Origin of the sequence: Pseudomaricurvus sp. HS19 (assembly GCF_009857815.1) — a bacterium.
GTDB lineage: Bacteria > Pseudomonadota > Gammaproteobacteria > Pseudomonadales > Cellvibrionaceae > Pseudomaricurvus.
In genome coordinates, this window is record NZ_WVVW01000019.1 from 15,136 (window position 1) to 21,716 (window position 6,581).

The following is a 6,581-nucleotide window of genomic DNA, read 5'->3' on the forward strand; positions in this document are numbered from 1 at the left end:
CGCCCCCACAAATCTTCCTTCTTTATATAGTGTTGCTATATCCGTCGCGCTGCCGTGCCCCAGGACTGCGTCAGCCCCAGCGCCCGCCCCCGAGAAAGGCCAGGGTCTTGCGCTCGCGCTCGTCGGTGCGCTGGGTCATGCGCCGCTCGCGGGCGTGCTTGCGCTCCAGCCGCCACTGGCAGTAGCGCTGCATGGCTTGCGCCAGGCGGGGCCCCAGCCATGGCAGTGGCAGCAGCGGCAATGCCAGCCGCAACAGCTGGCGACCGTAAACATTCACCAACGGGTCTTCCCACGACAGGCAGTATTCGACGGTGCCCGGATCCCCCTGGCGGGCACAGCGCCCCTCCAGCTGGCGGTCGATGCGGCTGGCATCCTGCAGCTCACAAATGATGACATGCAGGCCGCCGGCCTCGCGGGTCTCGGGCCGCAATTTGATATCGGTGCCCCGCCCCGCCATGGAGGTGGCTATGGTAACCCGCCCGGGCTCACCGGCGCGAGCCACAATGGCGGCCTCGTCGGCGTCCTGTTTGGCGGTGAGCAGCTCAAAGGGGATGCCGGCCCGCTGCAGGCTGGCTGCCAGCCCCTCGGACTGGTCCACCGTCGCCGTGCCCACCAGTACCGACTGCCCCAGGCCAGTGCGGTAGCGTACCGCCTCCACCACCGCCTGTTCCTTGGCGACCATGGTGGGCAACACCCGATAACCCACCCGCCGCCGGCGACTGGCGCGCAATAGCGGCACCTTGCACACCAGCAGGCCATAGACGCCGTAGAACTCGTCCATGACCTCCTGGGCGGTACCGGTCATGCCGGAGAGGTAGAAGTACTTGCGGAAGAACTGCTGGTAGCTGATTTTGGCCAGGGTTTTCTGCGGTTTGGTGAGGGGACACCCCTCCTTCACCTCAATCATCTGATGCAGGCCGCCTTCCCAGGAACGATCGGCGGCGAGACGGCCGGTGTATTCGTCAACAATCATCACCTTGTCGTCAGCCTCTGCGGCAGCGGCAGAGTCCTTATCATCGGCAGGCTCCTTGCCAACGATATAGTGCTTGTCGCGCTGGTAGAGGTGGAGGGCGCTGAGGGCCTGCAGCAGCAACTCCTCCCCCCTCGCCTTCTGGTGCCAGCGCAGGGGCTGACCATCGATAGTAAGCCCTTGCTCCGCCGACAGCGCCTCTTCCAGCTGGTCACGCCCCCCCTGCAGCAGCAGGATACGGCGCCCGCTGTGGTCAATGCGGTAGTCCTCTTCCGGCTGCATGGCCTGCGCTACCGCCATGATGTGGCGCAGGAACTCCTCGCTGTCCGCCAGCGGCACATCGCCACCGGAGATCACCAGCGGCGTGCGCGACTCATCAATAAAGACACTGTCGGCCTCGTCCACAATGGCAAACACCAGCCCCTGCTGCATCAGCTTCAGCCCCGGTCCCTGGCGGGCGGCCTTGACCATATCGCGGTAGACATCGATGCTGTCGCGCCGGTCACCCAACACCAGCAGATCCTTGAGGTAGTCGAAGACCAGCTCGTTGTTGGAGCAGTAGACAATGTCACAGGCGTAGATCTGCTGCCGCTGCGGCACCTCGGCATCCGCCAACAAGGCCGCAGCATTGAGGCCCAGGTAATGGAACAGCGGCAGCGTCTCCTCACAGTCCCGCTCTGCCAGATAGTCGTTGGTGGTCACCACATGCACTTTCACACCCGCCAATGCCGCGGTGGCGGAGGCCAGGGTACAGGCCAGGGTCTTGCCCTCACCGGTGGCCATCTCCGCCACCATGCCCCGCAGCATGATCAGTGAGGCGCGGATCTGGGTATGGTGGTGGCGCATGCCCAGGCTGCGTCCTGCGGCTTCACGCACCATGGCGAAGGCCGGCACCAGGGTCCGGGGGGTAATACCCTCCCGCAACAATTGCTCCCGCACCTGGTCACGATGAGCCAGGAACGCTTCCTCGGAGAGCTCCATAAGATCCTCTGAAGCAGCGATGACTTGGCGGGCGAAACCTGACTGGCGCAGCAAGCGCCGGCGCCAGGGCCACAGCCAACCGCTGTAGACTCCACGCAGCAAACGGTCCAACCAGGAGAGCTGGTACCAGGCCCGCTCCGGCCGCAGGGTAACGGATACCGCGTGGCGACGGGGGTAAGCGCTACGGGGCGGGCGATCAGACATCAAACTTCTCGATAAACACCTGTCGCACCTGCCGGTAGAGGCGCTGTATCAGCGGTTCCGGCGTCAGCTCAAAGCGCACATAGAAACGCTCAAACACGTGCTTCATCGGCACATCCGGCGCCTGCACTTCCAGCGTGATGTAGTTTTCCAATGCCTGCAGCTGGCTGTCGGCGGAGGGGTCCAGCAGTATCTCCCCGCCCCCCAGGGTCGCCAGCACCGGGCTGGGAATCTCCCGACTGACACCGGGCACCACGGCGGTCATGGTGGCCGGCAGCTCCAGCCCCCGGTCCGAGGCCGGTCGCAGGGTCACTGCACGCACCTGTTGCAGAACCTGCTCGGCGGAATTCTCCGCCACCACCACTCTTATGCGCAGCGGGCGGTCTGGATTGAGCACATAACCAATAATCTCGCCGCGCTGCAGGAAGCGCTCCGGCAGGGTGCCCGCCTGCGCCATCACCAGCTGGCCATCGGCACGGGCACACACGGCGGTTTCCGCCAGCGCCTGCTCGATATCCGCTTTCTCTTCCTGGAAACGGGTCAGCTCGGCGGCGGCAACACCGGCGCGACTGCGATCCTGATAGGCCGAGCGCAAGCGCGCCTGGGCCTCCGCCAGCTGAGCCGTGACCGCCGCCAGGCGCCCCTGCAGCTCGTAGTTGGTCAGCTCCAGCAGCGGCTGCCCCACCGTCACCTGCCCATCTTCCGGCAGGGACATGGCAGTGACAAAGCCCGATTCCCCCGGGTAGACCCGCTCCTCCGGCAGCGGCCAGGAGACACCGCTGGTGGTGTAACTGCGGGGCAGCGGCACCACCGCCAGCAGCAGCCAGCTCACCAGCGCCAGCACCGCCATCACCAGCTTCGGGTTCAGGCCCAGGGCGGCGAATTGCGGTTCCTGAAAAGGTTTCGCCAGGGTTTTGGTAAAAGGAATAATCCAGCTGGAAACCAGAGTCCAGATGCCGAGAATCACCCCCACCACAAAATACTGGCTGCCAATAAACAGGATGATGGAGATGGAAATTATGATGCGGTAAATAAGTGAGGCGATGTGATAGCCGAACAGCCAGCAGCGTTCACGCTGGTCAACGCAGGGATCCTCCACCTCGCGAAAGCGGAACAGGTAGCGTTTCGCCAGGTAGCCCCAGTAACCCACCGCCTTCTTCGCCAGACCGGGAATCTCCAGCCAGTCCGACAACACATAGTAAGCATCAAACTTGAGCAGCGGGTTGCCGTTAAACAGCAGCGTCGACACGCCCGCCATAAACGCCACGTTGTAGAGAATGGACTTGGTTACCCCGTCCGCCGCCATGGACCAGAGGATTACCGCAATGGCGGCGATAAACAGCTCCACAATCAGGCCCGCAGCAGCCACGGTCATGCGCTCGTACTTGCTGGAGAAGGCCGCCGACTCTGAGGCGTTGACGTAGGGCATGGGAAAGAACACCAGCAACATCACCCCCACTTCGTGCACCTGGCCACCGAAGCGCCGCACCGCATAGGCGTGGCCGAATTCGTGAATAATCTTGATCAGCGGGTAGAGCACCCACAGCAGGAACAGGTTATCCGCCGCCAGGATGCGGTCGGCGGCGTTGGCGGTCAGCGCGGTAAAGTTCTGCGCCATCACCACCAGTCCGGCGGCCACCACCAGCAGGTAGACCGGCAACAGCTTGCGACCCGGCAGGCGATCCAGCCAGGGGCAGACCCGGTCCAGCAGCCGGGTGGGATCGAACAGCGGGATCTGAACCGACAGTGGTGACCAGACTTTCTGCAGCGCCTTCTTCTCCTGCTTCTGGTCCTTGCGCTGAAACAGATCAGCGGCGTTGGCCGGCACATCCAGGTAAAGCATGTCCAGCTGGTAGAGCGAGGAGATCAGGGAAATGACATCTTCCTGGGTGGGCACATCGTCGGGCAACATCTCTCCCGCAGACAGCCAGATGTCATTCAGTGTGCGGCTGCCATCCATCAGGCCAATCACGGTATAGGCCTGGGCGGAGAATAACTGGATGGAGCCGGAGACCGGGTCGCGCAGGGCATAGCTCAACTCGCCGCGCTGCTGCTGGGGCGAGATCTCCACCTGCGGTTGCAGCCGCGGTTGCAGTTGCTCTACCCGATACCAGTTTTTACTGAACAGCGATGCCATGATGATCCGCGCCCGCCGTCAGCCCCAGAAGGACCAGATTTTCAGCTGTAGCCATTTGCGCAGTTCCAGCGTCCAGATATCGATCAGGTGACGGCGCCCGGCGGAGACCTTGGCGATCCCCACCAAACCCGGCCGGAACTGGGAGTGGTGCTGCAGCAGTCGTGCCTCCACCCGGAACACGGTGCTGCCATCGCGCACCTCAGTCACCGGAGTTACAGACTCCACCACAAAATCAAAACCCTGATTGGGCATGGAGGAGAGCACCACCCTGCCACCCTGTTCTGTCGTCAGGTCACTGATGCGATACTCGTTCACATAGAGAATCAGGCGGTAATCGGTCATCGGCGAGAGGCGGAACAACTCTTCCCCCTGATTGACCGAGCCACCGATGCGCTGGCTCAGGTCGCCACTCACCACCAGCGCGTCAAACGGTGCCGTCAGCCGCGAGCGCTCCAGCTTGCTCTCTGCCGACGCCAGCGCTGCCCGCGCCTCTTCCATCTGCGCAAAATAGATCTGCGCCTGGGCACGGTCGCCACCGGCCAGGGCCTCGGTGTAGTGCTTATTATTCTGTGACAGGCGACTGCTGGCCTTGATGCGCTCCAGCCTCAGCTCGTTATCTTCCATAGCCGCCAGCGCCTGACCCGCCGCCACCCGGTCACCGGCGCGCACATCGGCGGCCTTCAGGTAACCGCCAAACGGGGCGGAGACGATGCGGATCTGGCGCGGTTCCAGTACCGCATCAGCGTTGATCTGATACTCGCCACGGGCCACGCCGAGGAACACCACCAGCGCCACCAGGGCGATAAAAAACAGTTTGCGCTTGACGTAGCCCGGTGCCAGCAGGCGCTCCAGTTGCAGCCGCGCGTGTTTCGCCAACCCGCCCCACAGCGACAACTCCGCCTGCCGGCGGTGGTGAAACGCCACCCCCACCAGGGCCAGTGCGGCCTCCAGGTGTTCAGTCTCTTCAGCACTGAAAGGTGTACCCGCCGGGCGCTCGAAGGTCAGTACCAGATAGGGTTGCTCGTCGTGGTACACCGGTACCGTCAGCACGCTGGCATTGCGATGGGCAACGGACAATTTCTCCGCCTGCAGGCAGATCCCCGCCGTACCTTCCTGCGGCGGCCACTGCAGAATGGCGCGCTGGTCGCAGGCCTCCTGCATGACACGGCGAATCTGCCGGGCCGGAACACTGCTGAGGTTGTACTCGGTGCTGCCGGAGATCACCTCCAGCTTCACCTGTTGCTGCTTCACACGACCAAGACTGACCCGGTCACAGCGAAAATCCCGCGCCAGGCTGTCCACCCAGTGCAGCGCCGCCTCCTGCAGGGCAGCCCCCTTGCCGACGGCCACAAAGCCATCGATCACGGCGCTCTGGCGGCGAATCTGCTGCTGGTGACGGCGACTGCCGGCACGGGTAAACCAGCTCTCGATCCACAGCGCCTGTTTTTCCACCGCCGCCATCAGCGCATCCAGCGCGGCTTCCTGCTGCAACGGTACAAAACCGGCGAACACCGCCACCAGGCGGCCGTCCACCATCACCGGATAGGCAATACCAAACTGGGTTTGCTGGTCATGGGGAGGCAGGAGTAACGGGTGCTGCTCGCGGCAGCACTCATCCACCAGGTCGGCGAGGCGCTGCAGCTGTTGCTGGGAGCGGGGCCACAGCGCCACCGGCTGCAGTACCGCCTCCGCCCCCTGCACCGCCAGTAAAGCGGCACTGAATTGTGGCAGGTCAGCCAACAGGCTCTGCAACCAGGCGTCATACCAGCCATCGTGCTCTGCCAGCTGATTGAGCTGCTCCAGCGTCAGGCGTCGGCCAGTGGCCGCAAGCGTCGGCTCCGCCTCAAGTGAGGTTGTGTGGTTTACGCTCATTCAAACCCTGCGCTGGTGCAGTCAGTGTTATCAGGCGTCGCCCACTTTCCCGAAACGGGTTTCGTACTCTTCCACCACCTTGCTCAGCAACACACTGAGACGCTTGGCGGCGTGCGGGTTGAGGATAATGCGGTCAGAGAGGGTAATGGCCACCTCTTTCTGGCCGGTGTGCCAGGTGGAGTTGGTACCGAACAGCAGCGTCACCTCTTCACGGGTACTGGAGACATTGCAGACGTTGGCGTAGCTGCTGCGCATCTTGCTGTCATCCCAGACCAGCTTGGGAACATTGGCGTTTGGTTTGTTGTCGGTATCGCTCATTTTTCACCCCTGTGGCGCAAGTGCCACTGTGCAATTTTAAAAGTCCTGTTTAAAGACAGGGGTTACCGTCTCCCGACAGCAACCCCTGCCAACGCTGGCAAC

The 6,581-nt window shown here is 63.2% G+C and carries 4 protein-coding genes; all 4 read right to left on the reverse strand.

Going from position 1 to position 6,581, the window contains the following annotated elements; all coding sequences use genetic code 11:
* Positions 1 to 70: 70 nt before the first annotated feature.
* The 4 genes from GSF27_RS17480 to GSF27_RS17495 are packed head-to-tail and all read right to left on the reverse strand — an operon-like array spanning position 71 to position 6,479.
* Positions 71 to 2,155: a prepilin peptidase gene (locus tag GSF27_RS17480; protein ID WP_160971362.1), complete on the reverse strand. Its 2,085-nt coding sequence runs from the start codon at positions 2,153 to 2,155 to the stop codon at positions 71 to 73.
* Entirely contained in the window at positions 2,148 to 4,289 is a 2,142-nt protein-coding gene (locus GSF27_RS17485; protein WP_160971363.1) for a peptidase M50, read from the reverse strand. The genes GSF27_RS17480 and GSF27_RS17485 overlap by 8 nt, the downstream gene beginning before the upstream one ends.
* Before the next feature lie 18 nt (positions 4,290 to 4,307).
* Complete coding sequence (locus GSF27_RS17490; protein WP_160971364.1) at positions 4,308 to 6,161, reverse strand: efflux RND transporter periplasmic adaptor subunit; 1,854 nt, start codon at positions 6,159 to 6,161, stop codon at positions 4,308 to 4,310.
* 30 nt (positions 6,162 to 6,191) lie between these two features.
* Entirely contained in the window at positions 6,192 to 6,479 is a 288-nt protein-coding gene (locus tag GSF27_RS17495) for a DUF3467 domain-containing protein (protein WP_160971365.1), read from the reverse strand.
* Between the last annotated feature and the right edge of the window lie 102 nt (positions 6,480 to 6,581).